We start from the raw sequence: 21,618 nt of genomic DNA on the forward strand, positions 1-21,618 counted from the left end.
TCGATCGTCGGGTCGGGGCTCAGTCGTCGCTCGGGACGGCCCCGGCGTCGGCGTCGCTCCCGCGACTCCGCCAGACGCCCTGAGCGTACGCGCCGATGAACATCCCGCCGATCGCGTAGAGGATCGGCCAGTTGCCGACGCCCAAGCTCGCGTACGCCGCGCCGGGACAGATGCCCGAGAGCCCCCAGCCGACGCCGAAGATCGAGCCGCCGACCAGCACGTTGCGGTCGAACGACTTCAGCCGACGGCCGTACGGCCGCCCGGTGAGCGGTGCCGCCCCCCGAACCGCTGGCAGCGTCCAGAACGCGAGTCCGGCGACGATCGAGCCGCCGAACATCACGAACAGGAGCCCGAGGTCGGTGAACGTCAGGAAGTCGATGACGACCTCCGGCCGCGCCATGTGGCTGAAGCCGAGCCCGAAGCCGAACACCAGCCCCGAGATCAGGATCAGCGGCATGAACAGCGGGTGGCGGCTCACAACCCCACCCCCATCGCGGCGACGGCGTTCGCGGTCACGATCGCGACGACGAGGAACGTCGCCACGCCGACGAGCGACGTCCGGGAGACGGATCCGACCCCACAGATCCCGTGACCGGAGGTACAGCCCTTACCGATCCGGGTGCCGATCCCGACGAGGATCCCCCCGACGAACAGCCGCCAGACGGACACCTCGGTCGTCCAGCCGCTGTTCGCGATCGACCACGGGTCACCCTGGTAGATCAGCGCGTAGACGGCTGCACCGCCGATGATCCCGACAGTGAACACCACGCGCCAGTCGCGGGACGGGCGATACTGTTTGAACCGGTCCTGATCGGAGACGTACGACAGCGTCGACTCGAGGAACGTGCTCGCGCCGGCCGTGATCCCCGTTCCGAAGTAGATCATCGCCGTCGCGAACCCGACGAGAACGCCGCCGATCGCGTACCGCGAGACGCCGTTCGGGAAGAACGCGTCGACGGTTCCGGCTCCGAGCAGATCGGTGAACGCCGCATCGATCACGGCGAATCACCCCCCACTAGCGAACGGTCGGTGGACGAGGGCGCTGCGCGAGGGGAGCACATGGTCGGATCAGTCGTCGCTCGTGAGCGCATCCTGGCTCGCGGCGCAGTTGTTCGGGCCGAGCTCGAGTGTGAACGCCTCGTCATCGTCGACATCGTTCTGCCCGAGGTTCGTCGCGATGATGTCCTCGTAGTTCGCCGGTCGGGGCGGCATGTCGGCGAGGACGACCTCGACGAACGCGTCCTCGTCCACCGAGAGCGCGTCCATCCGTTCGCGGAGCTCAGCGATCGGTGCGGTGTACGTCCCGTCCGCGGCGGGTTCAGCGGCGTCGCTGAAGTGCGCACCGCCGATCAGTACGTCGTCGTCGAGCGACAGCACGCGGTTCTGTAGGGAGTCGTACAGCGTGCGGGCCGCCTCCGGCGCGCCGTCGTCGCCTTCCTCGAGGTCCGGACGGGCAACGCTCTCGATGAACAGCCCGTCGCCCGTCGCGAGCAGGCTGTCGTCGAGCAGGTACGAAGTCATTCCCGTCGTGTGACCCGGAGTGAACACCGTCTCGATAGTGGCGTCGCCGACGGCGAACTCGTCGCCGTCGTCGATCAGCGTTACCGCGTCGGTGTACGTGACGCCGCGGTCGGCCGCAGCCGACGGGAGCAGCGCCTCGACGTCCTCGGCCGCGAGGTCGCGAAGCCCCGAGATGTGATCGGCGTGGACGTGCGTGTCGAGCGCGTATTTCAGGTCGACGCCGAGCTCGTCGGCGTCGGCGAGGTAGCGGTCGGTGAACGCCCGAAGCGGGTCAACGATCGCGGCCTCGTCGCCGTCGTAGAGGAGGTATCCGAGACAGCCGCTGGAGGGGCGCTGATACTGGAGCAGGGTACCCGCGCCGTCGTACGCGGTGACTTCGCGGGCCTCGTATATCGACGCCCACCCGTTCATCCCCTCCTCGAGGTGGTCGACGTCGTAGCCACGGTCGGCGAGCGCGCCGGCGACGTACTCGCTTGCACCGCCCTTCGCACAGAGCACGGTGACGTGCTCGTCCGCGGGGATCCGGTCGAGGACGTCGTCGTCGATCTCCTCGTCGAGGAAGTGGAAGTACGGGACGTTGATCGAGGTGACGGTGTCACCGTCGATCTTCCACTCCTCGTAGTCGCTCGACATCCGCGCGTCGAGGATCGTTACGTCCTCGCCGTCGTCGATGCTGGCTTTCAACGACTCGGGCACGATCGAGTCGACGGCCGATTCAGGGGTCGGGAAATCCATCTCGTCTGGATCCATGTACACCACATCGTACCGGGGCTATCGGCTTAAATCTTCGCATAGTAATTCAATTTTTGTACAATACTATTTGGCGAGTACGAGAGCGTATGGGCCCAGAATCTCGTTTTAATGCCGTCTATCGCGGATTACCGTATATTCGACTGGCTTAATAATCCAGTTGTTCAAGACAACCACAAGAATCGATGCCCTTATGAGTGGCGAGGGAATATTGTGTGATAGCCCCAACACGGGGAGGTAATCATGAGCACGGAAACCGCGACAGAGACGCTCGACGTGAAAGGACAGAACTGCCCGATGCCGGTCATCAAGACGAAAGGTGCGTTCGACGGCCTCGACGCCGGCGACGTTCTCGAAGTGATCTCGACCGACTCCGGCAGCATGAGCGACATCAAAGGCTGGGCCGACTCGGCCGACGGGGCCGAGCTGGTCGACCAGGAGGAGGGGACGGAGGACGGCGAATCGGTGTACAAGCACTACGTCCGGAAGGCGGAGTAACCGATGAGTACGGACACGCCGGCGTCGTCGGACCCCGCCGCTTCCCCCGAAGACGTTCGCGAGCTCCAGTCGCGGATCGAGGAGCTGGAGACCGAGCTCTCGGACCTCCGAAGCGACGTCGACGACGGTAACGCCGACAAGATGGTTATCATCGCGACCAAGGGTACCCTTGACATGGCGTATCCGCCGCTCATTCTCGCGAGCACGGCGGCCGCGTTCGGGTACGACGTGACGGTGTTCCACACGTTCTGGGGGCTGGAGATCCTCCACGAGGAGAACTCCAAGGACCTCCAGTTGAGCTCCGTCGGCAACCCGAACATGCCGGTGCCGAACATCGTCGGCGCGCTTCCGGGGATGGACCGGCTGACGACCCGGATGATGCGGTCGAAGATCGAGGAGAACGACGTCGCTTCCGTCGAGGAACTGATAGAGACCGCCGTCGCGAGCGGTGTCGACCTCCAGGCGTGTCAGATGACGATCGACCTCCTCGACTACGACGAGGACGACTTCTACGACGGCGTCACGACTGGCGTGGGCGCGGCCTCCGCCTTCCAGGACATGGTCGACGCGGACATCCAGCTGCTGGTCTGACACCGATCGCTTCTTCGCGTTCGCCCCGCGGATCGCGCGAGCCTCGCGAGTGCGCCGACACCGACTCGTGAGAGGGTCGTACCACACCCGCTAAGACCGTGGAAGCGATACGGACGACCATGCAACGGCGCGAGCTGCTCGCCGGACTCGGAGGAGCCGGCGTGCTCGCCGGCGGAGTCGTGATCGCTCGAACCGACGCGAGCGATCGCCTCTCAGCCGGCAACGGGGAGCCGAAGGCGGGCGGCACCGCGTCGACGGTTCCGCGGACACGGATCGAGACGTTCGACGCGCCGGGGAGCGAAGCCGGTTACCGGGAGGTCCCCGAACGCGGGGGCGTGACGGTGCTCGAGTTCTTCGCGACGACGTGTGACGTCTGTGCAGCGTACATGGAGACCCTTCGTGCGGTCGAACGCGACGTCGACGCGACGTTCGTCTCGATCACCGTCGAGGTCGTCGGAACGACCGTCGACCGCGAGACCGTCGCCGACTGGTGGCGCGATCACGAGGGCGACTGGACCGTCGGCGTCGACGACGACCTGACGCTCTCTACCGCGCTCAACGCCGCGAGCGTCCCTTTCACGGCCGTTCTCGACGAGTCGAATGCGGTCGTGTACGCCGACAACGGCGCGATGACGGAGGACACTCTCCGGGATACGATAGCCCGAGCATGAGCGTGTCGACCATCGGCGCTGCGGCCGCGGTCGTCGCCCCCGCCGCGGTCCCGCTGACCGCCATCGGCGACGCCGCCGGTCCCGCCGCGTTCGCGGCGGGCGTCGGTGTCACCGCTTTCCTCTCACCGTGCGCGTACGCCCTCCTTCCGGGGTACGTCGGCTACTACGTCGCCGCGACGGAGGGAGAGTCGCCGCCACTCACCGGCGTCCTCGCCCGCGGTGGGGCGGCCGTCGTGGGGGCCGTCCTCGCGTTCGCCGCCATCGCCGGCGCGGCAGTACTCGCCGGCGACGCGCTCGGAGTCGGGCTCCCGTATCTGGAGGTCGGCGTCGGGGTCGCGCTCGTCGGGCTCGGGCTCGTGACGCTCGCCGGCGTCGACCTCGGGGGACACGTCCGACTGCCGCGGCGACGGACCAGCGTCGTCGGCTTCGGCGCGTTCGGGGCGCTGTACGCGCTCGCCGCTGCCGGTTGCGTCTCGCCGCTGGTGATCGCCGTCGCCGTCCAGTCGTTGGCGCTCCCGGCCGCCGGGACGCTCGCGACGTTCGGCGCGCTCGCGGGGACGTTCGCCGCGCTGCTGCTCGCGACGACCGTGCTCGTCGGGATCGGTCACGACACCGCCCTGAAGCGGTTGGCCGGTCACTCGCGGTCGCTAACGCGAGTCGCCGGCACGGTCCTCGTCGTCGCTGGCGCGATTCAGATCGGACTCGCCGTCTGAGTCGTCAGCGCTCTTGCGGCTATCCGCGGCCACATCGCCGCGCGTCGCCTCCCCACCCCCGAGAAGGGGCGAGTCCGCGTCGGCGGACCCGGGGACCCCACAAACGCCGGCAGCCGCGCCCGCCCGCTCGACCCCACTCGAGAGCGCCTCGATCCGCCAGTCGACCGTGTGGCCGTGCTCCGCTTCGTGGTCGGCGAGCGCCGAGCGCGCGGCACGGAGCGTCGAATACGCCGATTCGAACCGACAGTCGGCACACGCGACCACGATCCGGCTTCGATCCGGTCGATCCATGGGGCCCGTACGGCCGGCCGCGAGATAACGCCCGCGATCGCTCGCGAGAGGATCGCACCAGACGCGTTAATCGGACGTGGAACGAACGATACGACGTGGACGAAACCGACGTGACGGGCACGCGCGGACCCACCGACGGGTACTCTGAGAGGGCCACTGAGTCGATCGCTACTGGGGATCACGACGCGGCCGCCATCGGGGGTCACGACGGGGCTGCGGCCGTGGGCGACGACACGCAGACAGGCTGGAGCGGATCGCCGTGACGGCGACGTGTGAGCCGTCCGGTAGCATCTACGCGTCCGAGCCGTTGAGCCTCGTCGTCTTCCTCGCCATCGGGCTGCTCGGCGGAGCCCACTGTATCGGGATGTGTGGCCCGCTCGTCACGACGTACGCCGACCGGATGCGGAGGGGGAACGACGGTCGCCGGAGCGACGATCTCACCGTGCGACAGGTCCGACAACACGCGCTGTTCAACCTCGGGCGGGCCGCGAGCTACACGGCGATCGGGGCGCTGTTCGGGCTCGCCGGCAGCGTCGCGTTCGTTACGGGGCGGGCAGCGACGGGAGTCGCGCGCGACGTTCACGCCGTGACCGGGATCGTCGTCGGCGCAGTCATCGTCGCGATCGGGGTCCGGTACGCGGTGCGGCTCGAGTTCCCGGCGACCCGGATCCCCGGCCTCGGTCGGCTCTCCACGGTCGTCACCGGTCGGATAGTGCCGCGAGTGGACGCATGGGTCGGGGACGCCCGGATCGCCGGGTTGGGTGCGGCACACGGGCTGTTGCCGTGTCCGTTGTTGTACCCTGCGTTCCTCTACGCGTTCGTCCAGGCCGACCCCCTCGGCGGTGCCCTCGCGCTCGCCGCGCTCGGCATCGGGACGATCCCCGCGATGTTCCTGATGGGGACGTTGTTCGCGTCGGTGAGCCGGGAGACGCGACTGCGGTTCCATCGAGTGCTCGGCGTCGTCTTCGTCGTCCTCGGCTACATCCCGCTCCAGCACGGACTCATGGTGATCGGCGTCCCGCTGCCACACCCGCCGATCCCGTACTACTCCCCGATCTGAGCGGCTGTCCCGCCGGGGCGGTCGTCGAGCACGTTCCGAGACTCGTCGGACGATCGCACCAGACGCGTTATTCGGATCGAAACCCGAGAGAAGCTATGAAGCGACGCGCACTGCTCGGTGGGGCCGCTGCCGTAACGGCCGGAACGGCGGGCTGTCTTACGCGGGTGTTCGACGACGGACCGGAAAACGTCGTCCTCGACCCACAGGAGGACCAGATCGCCGAGAGCGAGGCGCTCTCGTACCCCGCCTACGGCGAGTCGATGCCGACGTTCTCGCTGGCGGACCCCGTCCAAGGGACCACCGTCGACAGCGGAGACGTCGACCGCACCGCGGTGTACACCACCTTCTTCGCGTCCTGTCCGGCCGAGTGTGGAGTCCTGCTGACCAGACTCGCCGGGATCCAGAGGCTCGTCGCCGAGCGTGGCTTGGACGACGATGTGGTCTTCCTCCCGATCACGTTCGACCCCGAGCGCGACGACGCGGCCGCGCTCCGCGAGAACGCCGATATCTACGGCGTCGACCTCGACGCCGGCAACTGGCACTACCTTCGCCCGGAGACCCCGGACGAAGCGAAACGGGTGGTCGAGGACGAGCTCGGGTTCGGCTTCGAGCGCGAGACCGAGAGCGATCGACTCCCGGGGTACGACTTCGCACACATCGTGGTCACGCTCCTCGTCAATCCCGACGGCGTCGTCGAGCGCGCCTACCGCGGTGAGAACCTCGACCACAACCGCGTCGTCGACGACATCGAAACCGTCGTGGAGGGGTTCAGCGAGCGCTGACCCGGCGGCAGTCGGGGAAGGCTTCGAGCGTGCTCAAGAAGGGGGTTAGCCGCAGTCGGTACGGAGTTCGAGCGTGGTCGGAGCGACCGATCGCCGAGGACCTACCGGGCCCCGTCGATGCCCTGTCCCGCCATCATCGCCGGCAAGAACCGCCCCCGCGGACGACGACGGCCGCGAGCAGCAGCGTAGCCGTGACGAACGCGACCGTCGACAGCCGGATCGATCCGACACCCTCGAACAGCGGGATGCCGACGGCTGACCCGAGGGCAGCGACGACCGGCAGGAGACAGCCGGCACAGCTGAACAACCCGACGAACCCGGCCGCAAGCGACCCGGACCGAACGGCGAGCGCGCCCGCCAACAGGACGCCGAGGACGACGTAGCCAACCGCCTGAAACGGCACGACCGCGACCGCGAGCACGCCGAGATCGGCGAGGACGATCGGTCCCCACCCCGGAAGCGCCCCGGTCACGGAGACGCCGACGCCCGTCGTGCCGAAGGAGACGAGCCCGCTGACCCCCGCGAGCAGGAGGACGTATGCCATGGCGACACCGACCGCCCAGCGAGGGACGTCACCGACCGCCGTCGTGTTCCCGCCCCGTCCCCCGGCTGCCGTGGCCGCCGCAAGCGCCGCGGCACCGACGGAGAACCAGACGAGTGGGTAGCCGGCACGGCTCGGGTCGATCACGTCGACGCTCGTCGTCGCGAGGTAGACGGCGAGAACGACGAGATACGCGAGGGCAACGAGTGTCCCGGCCAGCGAACCACGGTACACCGCACCCGAGCGCCCGTAGAAGCGGTCAGGGAGCCGGGGCGGTGTGGCCGTGTTCGCGGCGTCGTCGTCGGTGTTCGTCGCCATGGATCGGACGGTTAGGCGGGGTCGTTCGGGTCCGACGCGCTCGCGTCGTCGGCGTCGCGCCAGCCACCTTTGAGCTGGACGACGGCGATGGCGACACCGGCGAGCACGAACACGCCGATCATGTAGGGGATCAACGGGAGCTCGACCCCAACGAAATCCAGCACGGTCCGGATCTCGTACAGTATCACGCCGAACACCGCGAGCGCGACGTACAGCCCGCCGCGAGTGATGTCCACGGTCATCGGATCACCTCCACGACCGGCGTCGCGGTGTCGGCGAGCGCACCGAGGACCGGGGCGACCGCGTCCGCGACCGCGACCACCGGGGCCGCGACCCACTGCGGGTACGTCCCGACACCGGGCCCGAACAGGCCGCCGTTGTTGACGATAGCCGCGAGCGGGAGCGCGTACGCGAGCACGACGAGGACGACCGCGATCCCCACCCACAGGCGCAGGTTATCCAAGACCTTCGGAGCGTCCTCGGGACCGGAGAGTGCGGGCGGGAGGGGCTCCGCGAGCCCGGATACCTTCGGGTTCCCCATCGTCAACACGACGTTACCGATGAACAAGACCGTCGAGACGAACAGCAGGGTCCCCCCGATGGCGATCTGGATATTGAGCTCCTCGACGCCGCCAAAGCCGATCGGGTAGTCGAAGCCGGCGTACTCCGGCTCCGCGGTCCGTCGGGGGACTCCCAGAAGCCCTTGCGCGTGCATCGCGTTCGACATGAGCGCCATCCCGATGAACCAGAGGACGACCTGGAACAGCCCGATCGCATTGCTGTAGATCGGTTTGTTCGTGATCTGTGGCCAGATCCAGTAGGTCGCCGCCATGAACGTGAGCGCGACCGCGGTACCGACGGTGAGGTGGAAGTGACCGGGGACCCACAGCGTGTTGTGGATCATGTAGTTGATGTTGAGCCCCGCGTTCACCATGCCGGAGAAGCCGCCGGCCGCGAACATCAGACCCGCGAGCATCATGCCGGTGAACGCCGGGTTCCGCCACGGAAGCGACCGAAGCCAGCCGAACAGCCCAGTGCCGCCGCGTTGACGTGCGCCGTACTCGACGCTGGCGACGACGGTGAACGCGGTGAGCAGGCTGGGCAACAACAGGAACATCGTGTTCGTCATCGAGATGAACTTGAACCCCTCCGCGATGCCGGGGTCGAGGTACTGGTGGTGGATCCCGACGGGGGTCGAAAGCAGGAGGAACAACACGAAGACGACCCGGGCGAGCGGGTCGCTGAACAGCCGTCCACCGGCGATCTTCGGGAGCACGGTGTACCACAGCAGGTACGCTGGCATCAGCCAGAAGTAGACGACGGGGTGGCCGAAGAACCAGAACAGCGTCCGCGTGAGCGTTGGGTTCACCTGCTCGATCAACCCGAGCGACCAGGGCAGCAGGAAGACGAGGACGGATGCGGCGATCGCCGACGTCGCGATGTACCACATGATCATCGTCGTCAGCACCATGAACGTCTGGAGCGGGATCCGTTCGTCCGGGTTGTCCTCGCGCCACGCGAGCCACGTGCGGAACCAGTCGGCCCCCGCGAGCCACGTCCCGATGATGAACACGACGAGCCCGGCGTAGAACAGCGGGTGCGCCTGTAACGGCGCGTAGAACGTGAACAGCACGTCGGCACTCATGTCGAGCCGGTCCGTGAACCCGGCGAGGATCGCGATCCCGGTCATCGTGATCCCCGCCGACATGAGCAGGTACCACGTCCACGTGATTCGGATGTCGACGACGGGGCGGTCGAGGCTTCGGACGACCGCCCACGTGAACAGGCCGACGAGGAAGAAGATGGTGAAACTGATGACGAGGAAGACGCCGTGGGCCGTCAACACGGTGTAGTACTCCGCGGAGCTGATGAGCCCGCGGAAGATATCGGTCCGATGGAGCGTCTGGACGATGCCGAACAGCGCACCCAACGCGAGCGCGAGGAAGGAGCCGAGGAACGCGGCACGGACGACCTTCGCCTCCTGGGGGAACTTGTCGACGAACGTCGGCTCCGTTTCGAGTTCGGCGCTCATGCGTCGTCACCTCCGTCGGTCATCTCGGCGTACTCCTCCTCGGAGACGACCTTGAGGGTTCCCTCCATGACGTGGTGGCCCGCACCGCAGTACTCGTTACAGACGATCCCGTACTCGCGGGGCTCGTTCGCCTCGACGGAGATCTCGGCGACCTCGCCGGGCACGACCATCGTGTTCGCGTTCGTGCCGACGACCTGGAAGCCGTGGATCACGTCCGAAGAGGTGATATAGAACGTTACCTCGCTGTTCTCGGGCACGACGATCGGGTCACCCGTTCCGGGGTTGAACCCGTACTGGTACGCCTCCACGTACACCTCGTAGCTGTTCTCGCCGACCTGCTCGACACGCGGGTCGGCGAACCGGTCGTCCTCGTCGAGCGCACCCGCGTCGATCTGTCCGCCGCTATCGGAGACCATCGCGATCCCCGGGCCGACCGCGCCGTAGGTGACCGATCCGATAAGTAGCAGGATCAACACGAGCGACAGCGCGAGCCAGAGTTTCTCGTATGCGTGGATATGCATTCCGTGGTCACCCCACGATGACGAGGTCCCGCCCGAGGAACTCGATGTAGTAAACGTACACCCACGCCAACACTAATATCGCAAAGTACACGGCGATGAGCGCCAGGGTCCCGACCGGGTCGAACTCCTCCTCGCCGCCGCCGTCGTCGACGGCCGCCTGTGCGGTCTCGGTTCGGCTCATGGTAGGCGTTGGCCGTACCGGCTCATATACGATCGAACCGTTCCCAGATAGTAAGAACCTTACTGTTATGTATGAGCAGCGGGGATAATTGTGGGTATGCAGCTCCCGTTACAGCGCGCCGTACTCCTCGTGTTGGGCGCACTCGTTCCGGTACTCGCGTACGCGGTCGCGCGAGCCGACCTGCTCGTGGCGGTTGCCGCGGTGAACGTGTTCCTGATCTTCGCGAGCCTCCGTATCGCCACCGGCGGAAGCGATCGGTTCGACGGGAATGGGACCGATCACGACGCACGCGGGAGCAGCTGACCGGTAGAGTGCGCCGAGAGCGCCCCGACTGACGGATCGTGAACCCAACATATGTCGAGCTGTACACTCTGTGACCTCCCAACTGGGGATGACCCACACACGGACCCGTCGGTCGACGGCGAGTTCTGCTGTCGGGGGTGTCTGGCGGTTGCCCGCTCGCTCGATGACGTCGACGACCTCGACGACGTCGCGGAGCGCCGCCCGGGGGCGGACCCGGGCGAATCGTTCGACGGCGAGACGACGTTCCTCCACGTCGACGGGATGCACTGTGCGACCTGTGAGTCCTTCCTCGAGCTGACCGCCGGGAAACAGGAGGGCGTCGAGGCCGCCGAGGCGAGCTACGCGACCGACACGATCCGCGTCGACTACGACCCCGAACAGGTCGACCGCGACGACCTCCCGACCGCCCTCTCCGTCGCGGGCTACACCGCGAGCGACCGGGCAGAACCGGAGCCGGAGGGTGACGACGTCGATGTGGTTCGGTTCCTCGTCGGCGGTGGGTTCTTCGGCATGATGGCGATGCTGTGGTACGTGTTGTTCCTGTACCCGACCTACTTCGGATACGAGCCGCTTCTGGATCTCGGCGGGGTGTCGGGACTCTACCTGTTCACCCAGATCTGGGTGTTCACGTCCATCGTGCTGTTTTACACCGGGTTCCCGATCCTCCGCGGGGCGTACGTGAGTCTCCGGGCGGGGCAGCCGAACATGGACCTTCTGGTGTCGCTGGCGGCGACGAGTTCGTACGCGTACAGCACGCTCGCGATGTTCCTCGGCCGGACCGACCTCTACTTCGACGTCACCATCGCCGTGATCCTCGTCGTCACCGCCGGTGGCCACTACGAGGCGATCATCAAGGAGCGCGCAACGGGCGCGCTCTCGGCGCTAACGACGGCGGCGGAGACGACCGTGAGACGTGAATCGGGTGGGACCGTCCCAACGGAGGCGGTCGAGCCGGGCGACCGGCTGCTCGTCAGGCCCGGCGAGCGGGTGCCGTTCGACGGGACCGTCGCGGACGGGACCGCCGCCGTCGACGAGGCGCTCGTTACGGGCGAGTCGTTGCCGGCGACGAAACGCGCCGGCGACCCGGTGCGTGGCGGCACCGTCGTCACCGACTCGCCGGTGGTCGTCGAGGTCGGCGAGGACGCGACGAGCACGCTGGACACCCTCGTTCGGCTGTTGTGGGAGATCCAGAGCTCGCGTTCCGGCGTCCAGCGGCTCGTCGACAAGCTGGCGACCGTGTTCGTCCCGCTGGTGATCGTCGTCGCCGCCGTCGTCGGTGGGGTGACACTCGCGACCGGTGGCGGCCCCACGGCGGCCGCGCTCGTCGCGCTCACGGTGCTCATCGTCTCCTGTCCGTGCGCGCTCGGGCTCGCGACGCCGCTCGCTATCGCGGCCGGGATCCGGGACGCGGCCGAACGCGGGATCGTGGTCGTCTCCGACGCGGTGTTCGAGTCGTCCGGCGAGGTCGACGCCGTCGTGCTCGACAAAACGGGGACGCTCACCGACGGGGAGATGCGGCTTGTCGATACGACGGTCACGGCGGGAGAGGTTACCGAGGAGGCGGTCGCAGAACGCGTGCTCGAACGGGCGGCCACGCTCGAACGCGCCTCCGCCCACCCGATCGCGGCGGCGATCGTCGACGCGGCCGGCGGCGGGTCGGGCGAGAACCACGGTGCGTCCGGCTCAAACCCTGCCCCGACACCCGGGCGAACCGGCACGACCGACGGCGGGGTGGACGCCGCGAGCGGGGGCGGGCAGGCGGGCGACCCGGACGACGGCCGCGGCTCGGCGACGGGCGCTCCCGGGGCCGTCGACGTGACGGTCTCCGATCGAGGAGTCGAAGGGCGGATCGACGGCGACCGGGTCGTCGTCGGTCACCGGTCGTTGTTCCCGGGATCCGAGTGGTCCCTCCCCGACCGGCTCGTCAGGGCGGGTGCGGAGGCCGAGTCCACGGGCCACGTCCCAGTGTACGTCGGCTGGAACGGGGTCGTTCGCGGTGTGCTCGCCGTCGGCGACGAGGTCAGGGACGAGTGGGAGGAACTGGTCGAGGAGCTCGACGCACGCGGGAAGCGCGTGGTGGTGCTCACCGGGGACTCCCTCGCGGCCGCCCGGCGCTTCGAGAACCATCCCGCGATCGACGAGGTGTTCGCGGAGGTGCCGCCGGAGGCGAAAGCCGAGACCGTGCGGCGGATCGGAGCGACGGAGCGCGTGGCGATGGTCGGCGACGGGAGCAACGATGCCCCCGCGCTCGCGGCCGCCGACCTCGGGATATCGATCGCGAGCGGGACGGACCTGGCGGCCGACGCGGCCGACGCCGTCCTCTTGGAGGACCGGCTCTCGGCGATACCCGAACTGTTCGACGTCACGGCGGGAACGAACCGGCGGCTGAAGGAGAATCTCGGCTGGGCGTTCGTGTACAACGGGGTGGCGATCCCGCTGGCGATAACGGGAGCGCTAAACCCGCTTTTAGCCGCGCTGGCCATGGGCGCAAGCAGCCTGCTCGTGGTAAGCAACTCGGCCCGGCCAGTGGTCGACACGGACTAGATGGCCGCCCGCCCGTGTGTGCGACGGTCGAAGCCCGTCTTCAGGCCGACGCGCCGACGTGGGGTTTCACGGCGCGGACGATGGCGTCGACGTCGTAGTCGTCCTCGGTCTTGTCGAAGACGACCTCGTCGTCGACGCGGACGACGAACACGCCGTCGTCGCCCGTAACCAACGCGACCTCGTCGACACCCTCGCCGAACTGTTCGAGGACCGCACCCGAGATGTCCTGTGCGCGGTTCAGCATGCCACACGGTACACAGTACTCGACTTCGACTCGTGTCATACGCCTCCGGATCGGGTCCGGCGAGACTTAAAAGGGCGGCTCGCGGAACCCGGAACGGGCGGACGAGGAGAGACGGACAGGACGAGACGGACCGGAGCGAACACCCGCCGCGGTGGCGCGCCCGCTCGCGCCCTTATATAGGCGCGAGCGGACCGCGAGGGCCGCCGCGGCTGTCCTTATAAGGGCAGCCGCGGCAAGGCTGGGGAGGCGTGAGGTGTGGAGTTGTACGAGGTGGGACTTCGGACGGGTCTACCCCGCCGAAGATGGGTTATCCCGGTCGGTTAGACGTGTTCACCGCGTTAGCGACGGCTTATAAGTAGAGAACGCATCCTCGTCGCCCTCACGACCGGAACCCCGGCCGCCAGTACAACAGCCCGACCGTGATCAGAAACACGGCGGTCGAGAGCCCGTAGGAGACGTCGAGCGCGGTCGCCGCGAGGATCCCGCTCCCGCCGAACACGCCAGAGGCGACCATCGCGATGATGGGGAACGTACAGGAGACACACGAGAACAGCCCGACGATCCCCGCGACGACCGACCCGGACGCCTCCAACACGGTGATGTAGACGAGCTTCGCGAGGGCGGCGTAGCCGATCAGGTACGCGGGCACCAGCACGAGCGTGAGGTACTCGCTCGCGTACACGACCGCGGGCCCCCACCCTAGCGGGAGCCACGCGATCCGGGCGTCGACCGCCCGTTCGGGAACCCCGGTCGCGACGAGGCCGGCGAAGAAGGCGAGCAGCCCGAAGTAGGCGGTCGCGATCGCCAGCGCGCGCCGGCGGGTCGGGAACCCGTAGCCGGCGGGCACCGGCACGGCGTACAGGACGTACGCGCCCACGTTGACCCACACGAGCCCGTAGAAGACGTATCTCGGCGTCGACGGGAACGACCCGAGAGAGGCGTAGTACGCCACGACCGCGACGAGCTGGAGGTTGGCGATCAGCGCGAGGAGGCCGGCGGTCCGCGCCGACGGCAGCGCCGCTCGGAGCCGGTCGGTGGCGGCCGCCTCGCCGACGCCCTCCTCGCTCGCCGTCATACGACCAGCGCGTCGATGACGACGGCGAACAACAGCAGGCCCAGATAGGCGTTCGACGCGTGGAACGCCCGGAACGCCGCGGCCTCCGTCTGTTCGTAGTGGAGCCGGATAACGGCCCACAGGAACACGGCCCCGAGCACGACGCCGACGGCCGCGTACAGTCCGCCGAGCGGTTCCGCGACGAGCGCGAGCACCGCGGCGGCGACGAGCGTCGCGCCGAGATACCAGACGATGTGTCGCCGGGTCGCCGTCTCGCCGCGGACGACGGGCATCATCGGGAAGCCGCCGCGCTCGTAGTCGTCCTTGTACGCCAACGCGAGGTTGTAGAAGTGCGCGGGCGTCCACAGGAAGATCACCGCCGCGAGCAGCAGCCCGCCGCCACCGACCGTCTCCGTCACGGCCGCCCAGCCGATGAGCGCGGGGAGCGCGCCCGCCGCCCCGCCGATGACGGTGTTTTGGACGGTGTTCGGCTTGAGCACCAGGGTGTACACGACGCTGTAAAACAGGATCGCGATCAGCCCGAGGAACGCCGTCAGCGCGTTCACCGTCCAGAACAGGCCGAGCGAGACCGCGGTCAGCAGACCGCCGAACGCCACCGCGTGCGGGACGGGAACGAGGTCGGTCGCAAGCGGCCGGTCGTTGGTGCGCTGCATCCGTTTGTCGACGTCGCGTTCGAGCACGTGATTGAACGTCCCCGACGCGCCGATCGCGAGCGCACCGCCGACCAGCGTCGCCGCGACCGTCCGCGGCGTGAACCCTGTGCCGCCTGCGAGCGCCATCGCGGCGGCCGCAACCAGACAGAGCAGCCACATCAGCCGCGGTTTCATCAGTCGGAAGTACGCCGCCGCGGTCGCCCTCAGCCGCGGACCGGTGCCGGTCGGAACTGCCGGGGAAGGAGCCGCCTCGACCGGCGGGAGATCGTCGGTCCCGGGCTCGAAGTCGACGGGAGCGTCGTCCGCGTCGCCGGTCACCGCCTCCAGCCACCAAGCGAGACCGGCGAGCACCGCGCCGAAGATCGCTACACCGAAGACAAGGTGGACCATCGCAAGGGGGACGGCGAGGAGGACGCCCGCAGACGCCCCACCGCCGAGTGCGACGAGCGCGCCGAGACCGATCTGAACCGGATACAGCGCGAGGGCGGCGACGAGCGCGGCACGGACCTTCCGGCTCGCACCGTCACGCCACGCGAGGAACGTGGACGCCGCTATCGCGACGCCGACCGCCGCGCCGAGGGCGCGGTGGCCCAGCGCGACCCAGCCGGCACGCTCCGTCGGAAGCGCGTAGCCGTCGCCACAGGCCGGCCAGCCAGTACAGGCCGCGGCGGCGTCCGTCAGCGAGGTCGTCGCTCCGACGACGAGCAGGAGATACGCTCCCATCGCCGTCGCGGCGAGGACCGCGGGGAACCGATCGGGTATCGTCACTTGGATCCGCTTGGGGATCGGCCCATATATGTCCCGCGCTTCGACGACTCCCGGTCGACCGCAGCGTGAGAACGCTCTCGGACGGATCGAGTCGTGCGTGCGTCACCCCCGACCGCCGGATCGACGCTCCCCCCCGACCGCCGGATCGACGCTCATCCCCGACGCGAGAGCACACGGTCGACGATGTCGCCAGTCGAGAGCAGCTCCGCGTCGTACCGCGGGTCGCGACCGCTCGCCCGTTCGACGCGACAGTCGAGACCGCGATCCGCGAGTGCAGCCTCGATGGTGGCCTCGTCGTGGTGTTGGTCGAATCCCAGCACGATGACGTCCGGATCGATCCGCTCGATGGGGACGAACACGTCCTCCGGATCACCGAGATGAGCCTCGTCGACCGCGTCGAGCGCCGCGATCATATCCCGGCGCTGGCGGGCGTCGAGGATCGGCTTCGGCTTGTGGGTGACGTTCGACGGGCGGGCGACGATGGCGTGGAGCTCGTCGCCGTACGTCGCAGCGTCCGTCAGATAGTGAACGTGCCCGGGATGGAGCAGGTCGAACGTTCCCTGCGCGACGACGCGAGTCATCGCCGCAGCCACGAAAGGAAGCCGCCGGAGTCTTCGTCCCCGTCGTTGCGAACCCGGTCATCCGGTTCGACGACGCCCCGATCGTAGCCGTCCTCAACGAGCTCGCGGTCGATGTCCTCCTGCGTGAAATGGAAGAAGTGCTCGTCTGGCACCTCCACGTCGAGTACGTCGAGGGTCGTCTGGTTCCCCTCGTTGTCGAACGCCTTCCAGTCGCCCCAGCCGTAAGGAGCCCCGACGATGATGTGGATCTCACCCTGTCCGAACGTCGCGAGGTCGGCAGAACTCGGGCGGAGCGCGCCGTTCGGGTGTGAGTGGACGGAGCCGACCGAGCGCATGTCGTTCGGCTTCATGTGTGAACGGACCGAGGCGCTCACCGGGTTCGACTCCGTGCCCGGAATGACGAGCACGTCGGTTATCACCTGTCCCTCCCGGTCGATGTCGAGTTTGCGGGCGTCGTCCGCCCGCAGGAACCCCATGTACTCGTTGGGGTGGGTCTCCTCGCTGGCTTCGAGGATGAACTCCATCGTCTCCCGGGCGATCCCGAGGAGCTCATCGGACCGGAACAGTCGCATACGTAAATCCACTCGCCGTCGCCTCATAGGGGTTCCGGACCCGTAGCAGGAAGCCGGTACGTGTCCGGACCGCGAGTCCCGCAAGGAACCCGATCCGGCCGTGGATCCCGGCCGAGACGGAGATAACAAGCTTAACACCTGCCGATCCCGAACGACGGATATGAGCGAGAACACCGCCGGAGGTTCCGGCATGCGGGACGATTCGAGTCCCGAACCCGACGCCACGACGGCCGAGGGGACCGCCGAGAAGGCGACCGTTTACGACCTCGCACCAGACTGCACGCTCGAGGACGTCGAGGTCGATGCCCTGTATCACGCCGAGGTCAACGGTGTCGTGGAGTACGGCGTCTTCGTCGACGTCTCCGACGCCGTCTCGGGGCTGATCCACGCGTCGAGTCTCGACGGCGAGTACGACGTCGACGACCGTCTCATCGTCCGTCTCACCGAGATCAAGGATAACGGGGACATCGCCTTCAGCGACGAGTCGCCGGCGGCGTACACCACCGAGACCGTCGACCACGAGCCCACGATCTCGCGGGTCCGCGGCCTCGTCCCAGGCGACGAAGTCACCGTCGAGGGGGAGGTCGTCCAGGCGAAACAGACCGGTGGCCCGACGATCTTCGGTGTCGCCGATGCCTCCGGAGTCGTCTCGTGTGCCGCCTTCGAGGAGGCCGGCGTCCGGGCGTACCCCGAGATCGCGGTCGGCGACATGGTCCACGTCGCCGGCACCGTCGAGACCCGCGAAGGTGGCCTCCAGCTGGAGGTCGACTCGCTGAAACGACTGGACGGCGAGCGGGAGACGGACGCCCGTGACCGTTTCGAGGCCGCGCTCGACGAGCGCGCCGAACCGGACGACATCGACCCGCTCGTCGAGTGGGAGGCGTTCGAGTCGGTCCACGACGACCTCCGGGAGCTCGCCCGACTGCTCCGCCGGACGGCCCTCGCCGGGCGACCGATCCGAGTACGACACCACGCCGACGGCGACGGGATGTGCGCGGCGATCCCCGTCCAGCTGGCGCTCGAACGGCTCGTCCGCGACGTCAACGAGGACCCCGACGCGGCACAGCACCTGTTCAAGCGCCTGCCGAGCAAGGCCCCGTACTACGAGATGGAGGACGTCACCCGCGATCTGAACTTCGCGCTGGAGGGGCGCGCTCGCCACGGCCGGAAGCTCCCGTTCCTGTTGATGCTCGACAACGGGTCGACGGAGGAGGACGTGCCTGCCTACGAGAACCTCGCCCACTACGACATCCCCATCGCGGTCGTGGATCACCACCACCCTGACCCCGAGGCGGTCGCGCCGCTGCTCGACGCGCACGTCAACCCGTACCTGCACGACGAAGACTACCGGATCACCACGGGGATGATGTGTGTCGAGCTCGCGCGGCTGATCGACCCCTCGCTCACCGACGAGCTCGAACACGTCCCCGCGGTCGCGGGGCTCTCGGACCGCTCGAAGGCCGAGGCGATGGACGACTACCTCGCGCTGGCCGCGGACGCCGGCTACGACGTGGACGACCTTCGCGACATCGGCGAGGCGCTCGACTACGCCGCCCACTGGCTCCGCTACTCCGAGGGGAAGACGCTCGTCAACGACGCGCTCAACGTCGGCTGTGACGACCCCGAGCGACACGCCGAACTCGTGGAGTTCCTCGCGGAGCGCGCCGAGCGCGACGTAAATCGCCAGCTGAACGCCGTCGACGAGCACGTCGAACACGAGCGGCTCGCCTCCGGAGCACATCTCTACCGGATCGACGTCGACGAGTACGCCCACCGCTTCACCTACCCTGCACCGGGGAAGACGACGGGCGAGCTCCACGACTCGCGAGTCCAGGAGACGGGCGACCCCGTTATCACGATCGGCTACGGGCCGGACTTCGCGGTGCTCCGCTCCGACGGCGTCAGACTCGACATCCCGCGGATGGTCACGGAGCTGAACGAGGAGCTCCCCGAGGCGGGGGTCTCCGGTGGTGGCCACCTCGTCGTCGGCTCGATCAAGTTCGTGAAAGGCCGCCGTGAGGCCGTTATCGAGGCGCTCATCGAGAAGATGGCTGACGCCGAGATCGACGAGGCGCTCTCCTCGACGGTCGCGATCGAGGACTGATCTCGACGGGATACCACGGCCCGCGCCCGCTTCAAACGAAGGCGACCTCCCGCCGTGCGACGAGTCCCGCACCGACCAGCGTCGCCACCAGTCCGCCGACGAACCCGACCGGCAGCTGGACGCCGCCACCCCGCCAGTCGGCGGCGTACGCTTTCGCATAAAAATCCGCGACGCCGGGATTCTCGATCGCGAGGAGCACCTCGCGGTTCTCCGTCGCCGCCTGCTCGTTCCAGTTGAGACTCCCCACGATCGCGGTGTCGTCGATCACGAGCCCCTTCGCGTGGACCTTCCCGTACCGCCCCCGGGGGTCAGCGACGGCGACCGCGATCGGCTCGTCGGCGAAGCGCTCCGCGAGCGCGCGGTTCTCCTCGCGGTCGTACCACTCCCCCGAGAGGAGGAGATGAACGTCGACGCCGCGGTCGGCGGCCCGGCGAAGCGCGCGGACGATCCGCTCGTCGGGCCCGCCCGTGCGTGGGACGACAGCCAACACCCGGTCGTCGGCCGCGTCGACCCGATCGACGATCCGGTCGGCGGCGTTGCCGGGAGCGGTGAGCAGCTCGACGTCCGCCGGCGCGCCGGTCGGCGGGTCGAACCGGGAGGGGTACGCGGGACGCGAGTCGGCCCCGGTGCCCAACCAGCCCGGCCCCCGTCCGTCCGCACCGTCCGCGTCCACCTCCGCGGGGGCGACGGGCGGCCCGTGGAACGTCGCGCCCCCCCGAAATACCGACCACTGTCGGGCGTCGGCGGCGGCCGCGTCGTTCTCGAAGAGGGCGGCGAGCGAGTCGGCGACCGCGTCGTCGTCCGCGACGATCCCCCACCCCCGGTTCGAGCCGCCGCCCGTTCCGGAGCGCTTCCAGTTCTCCGTGAGCACGACTGCGCGGTCGTCGACGACGGCGTACTTCGCGTGGTGGAACCGGAACCGGTCCGGCTCGCCGTCGAGAACTCGGACCTCGACACCCGCCGCATGGAGACGATCCGCAGCGTGTGCGCCCCGGTTCTGAAACCCGCCAACGGGCGTTCCCTCGATCAGGACGCGGACCGCGACGCCGCGCTCGTGGGCCGCGACGAGCCGGTCGACGACCCGGTCGGACTCCAGGGTGTAACCGGCAACGAGGACCCGGTCGTCAGCCGTCTCGAGCGGATCGACGGGCATTTCGGGGCTGTCGGGGAGCACGAACGGCGTCACCGCAGCGCCGGTGACACGCTCGGGAGCGCGCGGTTCGTACCCGTCCGGCCGCCACTCGCCCCACACCGCACGCCAGCGATGCCCCTCGCGGACGCGGCCGTACGCGACGGCGTCGACCGCCTCACCGTCACGACGGAGCTCGATCCGGTCGCCCGCCGCGGCGAGCGGGAAGTACCCCTCCAACGCATGAACCGGGACGCCGGTTCGCTGCCCGTCCCCCGCCCGGGCGAGGTGGTCCGCCGCGAGTTCCGGCGCCATCGAGAGCGCGACGGTTCCGTTCGCCCCGGACGGGATCGCCGTCGTGTGGTGGCCGTCCGAGAGCGACCAGTTTCCCGCCGACGGGAGTCGGACGACGAGATACTCGCCGCGGTTCCCCTCGGTGACGGGGTTCGGATAGAGCTCGACGATGGCCGGGGTCGCCTCCGATCGGGCGGCCGACCCGTTCGACGTGGCGACCGACCCGTCCGACGCGACATCCGGATCCATCGTCGTCACGTCCGAAGCTGTCGTCGCCACGCTCGGAGTCACCACGCTTGGGCCCGTCACATCGGGATGGGCCGTCACAGCCGGGCTCGCCGCCGCTGCGGGGGCAACGACCGCGAGCACGGCCACGAACACGAGCGCGGCGATGGCGACGACCACGGCGATGGACGCCGGCCTCTCGAACCACACGGATCGGTCGAACCCCCGTCGCATGCGCCGCATGGGTGCGGTATCGCATATAAACGGCCGGGTGCGGGACGACCGGGACGGTCGTGGTACCACGACCCTCGCAAGGGTTATGCCCGAACCGAGTGTATGTTTGTTTGCAATGGCAAACGGAAAGGTTGATTTCTTCAACGACACTGGCGGCTACGGTTTCATTTCGACTGAGGACGAGGACGATGACGTGTTCTTCCACATGGAAGACGTTGGCGGCCCGGACCTCGAAGAGGGACAGGAGCTCGAGTTCGATGTCGAGTCCTCGCCGAAAGGCCCCCGCGCGACGAACGTCGTCCGCAACTAACCGTCCCCTCGGGCGATCGTCGCCCCGGAACGCACACACTACGATCATCGGGCTCGGCCGGTCTCGACCGCGGGACACCGAACGCGACAGGTTTTCACGAACCCTTGACCCC

The 21,618-nt window shown here is 68.4% G+C and carries 26 protein-coding genes; 11 read left to right on the forward strand and 15 right to left on the reverse strand.

The window, feature by feature from the left end:
* Nucleotides 1-19: 19 nt before the first annotated feature.
* The 3 genes from ACZ5TV_RS04520 to ACZ5TV_RS04530 all read right to left on the reverse strand — a co-directional run bounded on the left by ACZ5TV_RS04520 (nt 20) and on the right by ACZ5TV_RS04530 (nt 2,271).
* Nucleotides 20-457, reverse strand: coding sequence for a DUF6691 family protein (locus ACZ5TV_RS04520; RefSeq protein WP_379781353.1), 438 nt, complete (start codon nt 455-457; stop codon nt 20-22).
* A gap of 17 nt (nt 458-474) precedes the next feature.
* Nucleotides 475-999: a YeeE/YedE family protein gene (locus ACZ5TV_RS04525; protein WP_379781345.1), complete on the reverse strand. Its 525-nt coding sequence runs from the start codon at nt 997-999 to the stop codon at nt 475-477.
* 69 nt (nt 1,000-1,068) lie between these two features.
* Nucleotides 1,069-2,271 (reverse strand): MBL fold metallo-hydrolase, encoded by a 1,203-nt coding sequence (locus tag ACZ5TV_RS04530; protein WP_379781343.1) that lies wholly within the window; start codon nt 2,269-2,271, stop codon nt 1,069-1,071.
* A 243-nt stretch (nt 2,272-2,514) separates the two neighbouring features.
* Here ACZ5TV_RS04530 and ACZ5TV_RS04535 point away from each other — a divergent pair, with 243 nt between their 5' ends.
* From ACZ5TV_RS04535 to ACZ5TV_RS04550, 4 genes are all read left to right on the forward strand, one after another.
* Nucleotides 2,515-2,769, forward strand: a complete 255-nt coding sequence (locus ACZ5TV_RS04535) for a sulfurtransferase TusA family protein (protein ID WP_379781341.1) — start codon at nt 2,515-2,517, stop codon at nt 2,767-2,769.
* A gap of 3 nt (nt 2,770-2,772) precedes the next feature.
* Complete coding sequence (locus ACZ5TV_RS04540) at nt 2,773-3,360, forward strand: DsrE/DsrF/DrsH-like family protein (protein ID WP_379781339.1); 588 nt, start codon at nt 2,773-2,775, stop codon at nt 3,358-3,360.
* Nucleotides 3,361-3,479: 119 nt separating this feature from the next.
* Nucleotides 3,480-4,031 (forward strand): TlpA family protein disulfide reductase, encoded by a 552-nt coding sequence (locus ACZ5TV_RS04545; RefSeq protein WP_379781336.1) that lies wholly within the window; start codon nt 3,480-3,482, stop codon nt 4,029-4,031.
* On the forward strand, nt 4,028-4,744 hold the full coding sequence (locus ACZ5TV_RS04550; RefSeq protein ID WP_464384154.1) for a cytochrome C biogenesis protein: 717 nt from the start codon (nt 4,028-4,030) through the stop codon (nt 4,742-4,744). Before ACZ5TV_RS04545 ends, ACZ5TV_RS04550 begins: the two co-directional genes overlap by 4 nt.
* Here the strand turns inward: ACZ5TV_RS04550 and ACZ5TV_RS04555 are convergent.
* Nucleotides 4,679-5,035, reverse strand: coding sequence for a DUF7542 family protein (locus tag ACZ5TV_RS04555; RefSeq protein WP_379781334.1), 357 nt, complete (start codon nt 5,033-5,035; stop codon nt 4,679-4,681). The two genes, ACZ5TV_RS04550 and ACZ5TV_RS04555, sit on opposite strands and share 66 nt — an antisense overlap.
* A 95-nt stretch (nt 5,036-5,130) precedes the next feature.
* On the opposite strand from ACZ5TV_RS04555, the gene ACZ5TV_RS04560 reads away from it, so the two are divergent.
* The 3 genes from ACZ5TV_RS04560 to ACZ5TV_RS04570 all read left to right on the forward strand — a co-directional run bounded on the left by ACZ5TV_RS04560 (nt 5,131) and on the right by ACZ5TV_RS04570 (nt 6,877).
* Nucleotides 5,131-5,298 (forward strand): hypothetical protein, encoded by a 168-nt coding sequence (locus ACZ5TV_RS04560; protein WP_379781332.1) that lies wholly within the window; start codon nt 5,131-5,133, stop codon nt 5,296-5,298.
* Nucleotides 5,295-6,095: a sulfite exporter TauE/SafE family protein gene (locus ACZ5TV_RS04565; protein ID WP_379781330.1), complete on the forward strand. Its 801-nt coding sequence runs from the start codon at nt 5,295-5,297 to the stop codon at nt 6,093-6,095. Before ACZ5TV_RS04560 ends, ACZ5TV_RS04565 begins: the two co-directional genes overlap by 4 nt.
* Nucleotides 6,096-6,190: 95 nt before the next feature.
* Nucleotides 6,191-6,877 (forward strand): SCO family protein, encoded by a 687-nt coding sequence (locus ACZ5TV_RS04570; protein WP_379781328.1) that lies wholly within the window; start codon nt 6,191-6,193, stop codon nt 6,875-6,877.
* Nucleotides 6,878-7,010: 133 nt separating this feature from the next.
* On the opposite strand, the gene ACZ5TV_RS04575 is transcribed toward ACZ5TV_RS04570, so the two are convergent.
* From ACZ5TV_RS04575 to ACZ5TV_RS04595, 5 genes are read right to left on the reverse strand one after another with little or no spacing between them, the layout of a single operon-like run.
* Nucleotides 7,011-7,736 (reverse strand): DUF7546 family protein, encoded by a 726-nt coding sequence (locus ACZ5TV_RS04575; protein WP_379781326.1) that lies wholly within the window; start codon nt 7,734-7,736, stop codon nt 7,011-7,013.
* Nucleotides 7,737-7,747: 11 nt separating this feature from the next.
* A complete protein-coding gene (locus ACZ5TV_RS04580; protein ID WP_379781324.1) occupies nt 7,748-7,978 on the reverse strand; it encodes a CbaC protein in 231 nt (76 codons plus the stop codon).
* Nucleotides 7,975-9,768, reverse strand: coding sequence for a b(o/a)3-type cytochrome-c oxidase subunit 1 (locus ACZ5TV_RS04585; protein WP_379781322.1), 1,794 nt, complete (start codon nt 9,766-9,768; stop codon nt 7,975-7,977). The genes ACZ5TV_RS04580 and ACZ5TV_RS04585 overlap by 4 nt, the downstream gene beginning before the upstream one ends.
* Nucleotides 9,765-10,289, reverse strand: coding sequence for a cytochrome c oxidase subunit II (locus ACZ5TV_RS04590; protein ID WP_379781320.1), 525 nt, complete (start codon nt 10,287-10,289; stop codon nt 9,765-9,767). Before ACZ5TV_RS04590 ends, ACZ5TV_RS04585 begins: the two co-directional genes overlap by 4 nt.
* 7 nt (nt 10,290-10,296) lie before the next feature.
* Entirely contained in the window at nt 10,297-10,470 is a 174-nt protein-coding gene (locus ACZ5TV_RS04595) for a hypothetical protein (RefSeq protein WP_379781317.1), read from the reverse strand.
* A gap of 96 nt (nt 10,471-10,566) precedes the next feature.
* Here ACZ5TV_RS04595 and ACZ5TV_RS04600 point away from each other — a divergent pair, with 96 nt between their 5' ends.
* A complete protein-coding gene (locus tag ACZ5TV_RS04600; protein ID WP_379781314.1) occupies nt 10,567-10,773 on the forward strand; it encodes a hypothetical protein in 207 nt (68 codons plus the stop codon).
* A gap of 51 nt (nt 10,774-10,824) precedes the next feature.
* A complete protein-coding gene (locus ACZ5TV_RS04605) occupies nt 10,825-13,317 on the forward strand; it encodes a heavy metal translocating P-type ATPase (RefSeq protein WP_464384155.1) in 2,493 nt (830 codons plus the stop codon).
* Between the two features lie 40 nt (nt 13,318-13,357).
* Here ACZ5TV_RS04605 and ACZ5TV_RS04610 read toward each other — a convergent pair whose 3' ends face one another.
* The 5 genes from ACZ5TV_RS04610 to ACZ5TV_RS04630 form a co-directional block, all read right to left on the reverse strand.
* A complete protein-coding gene (locus ACZ5TV_RS04610; protein WP_379783567.1) occupies nt 13,358-13,600 on the reverse strand; it encodes a SelT/SelW/SelH family protein in 243 nt (80 codons plus the stop codon).
* A 340-nt stretch (nt 13,601-13,940) separates the two neighbouring features.
* Nucleotides 13,941-14,636: a DUF7546 family protein gene (locus ACZ5TV_RS04615; RefSeq protein ID WP_464384156.1), complete on the reverse strand. Its 696-nt coding sequence runs from the start codon at nt 14,634-14,636 to the stop codon at nt 13,941-13,943.
* A complete protein-coding gene (locus ACZ5TV_RS04620) occupies nt 14,633-16,057 on the reverse strand; it encodes a heme o synthase (protein WP_464384157.1) in 1,425 nt (474 codons plus the stop codon). Before ACZ5TV_RS04620 ends, ACZ5TV_RS04615 begins: the two co-directional genes overlap by 4 nt.
* A 152-nt stretch (nt 16,058-16,209) precedes the next feature.
* Nucleotides 16,210-16,638, reverse strand: a complete 429-nt coding sequence (locus tag ACZ5TV_RS04625; protein WP_379782608.1) for an FAD synthase family protein — start codon at nt 16,636-16,638, stop codon at nt 16,210-16,212.
* Nucleotides 16,635-17,210 carry a Mov34/MPN/PAD-1 family protein gene (locus ACZ5TV_RS04630; protein WP_379782610.1) on the reverse strand — a complete coding sequence of 192 codons (576 nt, stop codon included), beginning with the start codon at nt 17,208-17,210 and terminating at the stop codon, nt 16,635-16,637. Before ACZ5TV_RS04630 ends, ACZ5TV_RS04625 begins: the two co-directional genes overlap by 4 nt.
* Nucleotides 17,211-17,370: 160 nt before the next feature.
* Here ACZ5TV_RS04630 and ACZ5TV_RS04635 point away from each other — a divergent pair, with 160 nt between their 5' ends.
* The gene (locus ACZ5TV_RS04635; protein ID WP_379782613.1) at nt 17,371-19,314 is read left to right on the forward strand and encodes a DHH family phosphoesterase; all 1,944 of its coding nucleotides are present in this window, start codon (nt 17,371-17,373) and stop codon (nt 19,312-19,314) included.
* Between the two features lie 31 nt (nt 19,315-19,345).
* Here ACZ5TV_RS04635 and ACZ5TV_RS04640 read toward each other — a convergent pair whose 3' ends face one another.
* On the reverse strand, nt 19,346-21,196 hold the full coding sequence (locus ACZ5TV_RS04640; protein ID WP_464384158.1) for a phospholipase D-like domain-containing protein: 1,851 nt from the start codon (nt 21,194-21,196) through the stop codon (nt 19,346-19,348).
* A 115-nt stretch (nt 21,197-21,311) separates the two neighbouring features.
* Here ACZ5TV_RS04640 and ACZ5TV_RS04645 point away from each other — a divergent pair, with 115 nt between their 5' ends.
* Nucleotides 21,312-21,506 (forward strand): cold-shock protein, encoded by a 195-nt coding sequence (locus tag ACZ5TV_RS04645; RefSeq protein ID WP_112079586.1) that lies wholly within the window; start codon nt 21,312-21,314, stop codon nt 21,504-21,506.
* Nucleotides 21,507-21,618 lie beyond the last annotated feature (112 nt).

It is taken from the genome of Halorubrum tibetense (assembly GCF_055396225.1).

Excerpts from the sequence above, each read along its gene's own strand:
- ACZ5TV_RS04595 (WP_379781317.1), bottom strand. The coding sequence starts at position 10,470 with ATGAGCCGAACCGAGACCGCACAGGCGGCCGTCGACGACGGCGGCGGC.
- ACZ5TV_RS04625 (WP_379782608.1), bottom strand. The coding sequence starts at position 16,638 with ATGACTCGCGTCGTCGCGCAGGGAACGTTCGACCTGCTCCATCCCGGG.
- ACZ5TV_RS04640 (WP_464384158.1), bottom strand. The coding sequence starts at position 21,196 with ATGCGACGGGGGTTCGACCGATCCGTGTGGTTCGAGAGGCCGGCGTCC.
- ACZ5TV_RS04635 (WP_379782613.1), top strand. The coding sequence starts at position 17,371 with ATGAGCGAGAACACCGCCGGAGGTTCCGGCATGCGGGACGATTCGAGT.
- ACZ5TV_RS04615 (WP_464384156.1), bottom strand. The coding sequence starts at position 14,636 with ATGACGGCGAGCGAGGAGGGCGTCGGCGAGGCGGCCGCCACCGACCGG.
- ACZ5TV_RS04630 (WP_379782610.1), bottom strand. The coding sequence starts at position 17,210 with ATGCGACTGTTCCGGTCCGATGAGCTCCTCGGGATCGCCCGGGAGACG.
- ACZ5TV_RS04570 (WP_379781328.1), top strand. The coding sequence starts at position 6,191 with ATGAAGCGACGCGCACTGCTCGGTGGGGCCGCTGCCGTAACGGCCGGA.
- ACZ5TV_RS04555 (WP_379781334.1), bottom strand. The coding sequence starts at position 5,035 with ATGGATCGACCGGATCGAAGCCGGATCGTGGTCGCGTGTGCCGACTGT.
- ACZ5TV_RS04550 (WP_464384154.1), top strand. The coding sequence starts at position 4,028 with ATGAGCGTGTCGACCATCGGCGCTGCGGCCGCGGTCGTCGCCCCCGCC.
- ACZ5TV_RS04600 (WP_379781314.1), top strand. The coding sequence starts at position 10,567 with ATGCAGCTCCCGTTACAGCGCGCCGTACTCCTCGTGTTGGGCGCACTC.
- ACZ5TV_RS04645 (WP_112079586.1), top strand. The coding sequence starts at position 21,312 with ATGGCAAACGGAAAGGTTGATTTCTTCAACGACACTGGCGGCTACGGT.
- ACZ5TV_RS04590 (WP_379781320.1), bottom strand. The coding sequence starts at position 10,289 with ATGCATATCCACGCATACGAGAAACTCTGGCTCGCGCTGTCGCTCGTG.
- ACZ5TV_RS04605 (WP_464384155.1), top strand. The coding sequence starts at position 10,825 with ATGTCGAGCTGTACACTCTGTGACCTCCCAACTGGGGATGACCCACAC.
- ACZ5TV_RS04610 (WP_379783567.1), bottom strand. The coding sequence starts at position 13,600 with ATGACACGAGTCGAAGTCGAGTACTGTGTACCGTGTGGCATGCTGAAC.
- ACZ5TV_RS04540 (WP_379781339.1), top strand. The coding sequence starts at position 2,773 with ATGAGTACGGACACGCCGGCGTCGTCGGACCCCGCCGCTTCCCCCGAA.
- ACZ5TV_RS04575 (WP_379781326.1), bottom strand. The coding sequence starts at position 7,736 with ATGGCGACGAACACCGACGACGACGCCGCGAACACGGCCACACCGCCC.
- ACZ5TV_RS04520 (WP_379781353.1), bottom strand. The coding sequence starts at position 457 with ATGCCGCTGATCCTGATCTCGGGGCTGGTGTTCGGCTTCGGGCTCGGC.
- ACZ5TV_RS04535 (WP_379781341.1), top strand. The coding sequence starts at position 2,515 with ATGAGCACGGAAACCGCGACAGAGACGCTCGACGTGAAAGGACAGAAC.
- ACZ5TV_RS04530 (WP_379781343.1), bottom strand. The coding sequence starts at position 2,271 with ATGGATCCAGACGAGATGGATTTCCCGACCCCTGAATCGGCCGTCGAC.
- ACZ5TV_RS04580 (WP_379781324.1), bottom strand. The coding sequence starts at position 7,978 with ATGACCGTGGACATCACTCGCGGCGGGCTGTACGTCGCGCTCGCGGTG.
- ACZ5TV_RS04545 (WP_379781336.1), top strand. The coding sequence starts at position 3,480 with ATGCAACGGCGCGAGCTGCTCGCCGGACTCGGAGGAGCCGGCGTGCTC.
- ACZ5TV_RS04585 (WP_379781322.1), bottom strand. The coding sequence starts at position 9,768 with ATGAGCGCCGAACTCGAAACGGAGCCGACGTTCGTCGACAAGTTCCCC.